This window comes from Microbulbifer mangrovi, from assembly GCF_002009015.1.
In the GTDB taxonomy this organism is placed as follows: domain Bacteria; phylum Pseudomonadota; class Gammaproteobacteria; order Pseudomonadales; family Cellvibrionaceae; genus Microbulbifer; species Microbulbifer mangrovi.
In genome coordinates this window covers 1-2,528 of record NZ_LZDE01000134.1, presented here as the reverse complement: position 1 = coordinate 2,528, position 2,528 = coordinate 1, and the positions used below count along the sequence as shown (strand labels likewise).

The window sequence follows — 2,528 nt, the reverse complement described above, 5'->3', positions numbered from 1 at the left end:
AAATCATCACGCCAGTTGTAGGCCAGTCGCGCCTGGAAGCCATTCTTGTCATAGAAGCCAACCAGGTTGTAGGAGTCGCTCAGACCATTGAGTGCCAGCTGCTCGGCAGTTTCGAATACATCGTACTCTAGGTCACCATCAACAAGGGTAGCGTTGGCCTGCAGCCCGAATCCACTTTCACCCAGCATATGCTGTACCGCGATTTCGAAACCGGAAACATGCGAGTCACCCTTGTTGACCGGCGTGGTGATCAGCCAGTTGATATCCGGTGAGTTTGGAACCACGGTACCGTCACACGCGGCGACGTCCTCACCATTATCTCCACAAGTGTTGCCGTTCTGACCGACATCACCGCGGCTCGGGTCGGTGTAGGCAACGCCGTCGGCGTTGTACAGCAGACCGGAAGTGGTATCGCTGGATACGTAGTTGTCGACCCACTTCTGGAAATGGTTCACCGATACGTAACTGCCTTCGGCGTAGTACCACTCCACCGCCAGATCCAGGTTATCGGCCAGGTACGGCTTCAGGTTCGCGTTGCCCTGGTACGCGAGGTAGGGGCCGCTGGGACGGCTGTTGGCGATGCTTACTGCCGGGCGCAGGGCGGTGAGATCGGTACGGGTCATGGTGCGGCCGATAGACGCGCGCGCGACTACTTCTTCGGTGATATCCAGGCGAGCATCCAGGCTCGGCAGGAAGTAGGCGTAGTCGCCATCAAGTTCGGTTACACCGTATACCAGCTCGTCGCTGTATTGCGGTCGCAGCTCGGTGAGACTCTCGTAACGCAATGCGTACGGGGTTACCTGACTGGTTTCACCAGTTACATCGGTCGCCTCGTAACGCAAGCCGGCAACCAGGGTCAGCGGCATCTGCGCGATTTCACTTTCAAAGTTGAACTGCGAATAGGCAGATGCGCTCTTTTCGCTGACGGTGTTGTACACCTCCGGGTTGAAGGTAAAACCAAATTCGTCACCGATCTGGTTGTACATAGACTTCACATCAAACTTGAGGAAGTACGGGAATAGCGCTTCATTGCCACTGAATGAACCACCGGTACCAGCACTGCTGATCAGTGACAGCTGGTCAGCGGACGGGTTCCAGGCGCGTCCCAGAGTGGTCATATTCATGCGCCACGTAGTATCGAATTCAAAATCCACGTAACCGATACCAAACTGGGCGGACTTCAGCATGCTGTCGCTGTCATTGAACCAATTGAAATCAAATTTGGCCTGATCAATGGTATTCAACACCTCATTACCACGACCGATAACCAGGTTGCCACCGACACTCGCCAGGTCGTACTGATCACCCTTGGTGGCGCCGTCGTAGAGGTAGTGCACGTCGCCATCAAAGCCGTTGGCCGCCATACTGGCCGGATCATTCAGGATCGGCAGCTGAGTACCCTGAGCGTAATCAATGGTGAACTGGCCGGCATAACACTGCTCATAGGTGGCACAGTAGAAGTCTGCATTGCTCAGCAGGATAGACTTCTCGGAAAGATTGCCACCCGGCTGCGCGTGAGAAGTGGAGTGATGAATATCGAACTTCGCGGTGAGGTTCTCGCTAAGATCCCACTCCAGGTTAAAGCCGATAGACTCGTTTTCAGTTTCCAGCTCATCGATGTAGCCGATAAAGTCGGTGCCACCGGCGCCGTTGACGATCTGAGCAATGGAGCCATTTTCATCGGTAGAACCGCTCACCCAGTTACCAAACCAGTGTGCGGTCTGGTAGCGCTCGATATCGTCCTCGTAATTCGAGTAGAAATAATCCAGGCTGGCAACAGTGGTGTCATTGATCGCGTACTGCACCACAACCTGGGCATTGTCACGAACGCGCTCGTGATGGCTCTGGTCCATGTTGTAGTTCTGCGGCATCCAGATGGTGCCACCGGGGTTTTTGCCAGCGTCGATTGCGGAATCATCAATCGCACCACCACCGCATGCGTCGGTAGAAGTGGAGAAGCCCAGTTCGCAGTTGCCTGCGGTCTGGCGCAACCAGCCGTCGGTAGCAATGATCTCCTGGGAGCTGTCGCGCTGGGAGTGCGACACAGCAGCCAGGACGCCTACTTTGCCGTCCAGAAACTGCGTGGAAAACATGCCGGAAACTTCCGGCGTGAAATCATCGCCCTGGACGTTGGTGGTGTCGCTGTTGGTCTTTACGCTAAATGCGGATTTAAAGCCGTCGTAATCAAATGGCTTTGCAGTGCGGACATTTACCGTGGCACCGATGCCACCAGAGGCCTGCTCTGCACGTGCAGTTTTATAGACGTCCACACCGACCACAGATTCGGGGGCAATCTGTTCAAAGTTGAAGCTGCGATTCTGGGTGCCACCGGCGCCCTCCTGTTTGGGAGAGTCGGCAAACGGCATATTGCGGCCGTTCAGGGTGACCAGGTTGAAACTTGGACCGAAACCGCGAACCGTAATCTGATTTCCTTCACCGTTCTTGCGATCGATGGAAACACCTGAAATACGCTGCAGAGATTCCGCCAAGTTAGTGTCAGGGAATTTGCCGATATCTTCTGCGGAAAT

1 protein-coding gene is annotated in these 2,528 nt (G+C 54.9%); it reads right to left on the bottom strand.

Annotated elements, in window-relative coordinates:
• Nucleotides 1–2,528, bottom strand: a 2,528-nt coding sequence (locus tag B4U49_RS00755; protein WP_143735452.1) for a TonB-dependent receptor, incomplete at both ends; no start/stop codon positions are given.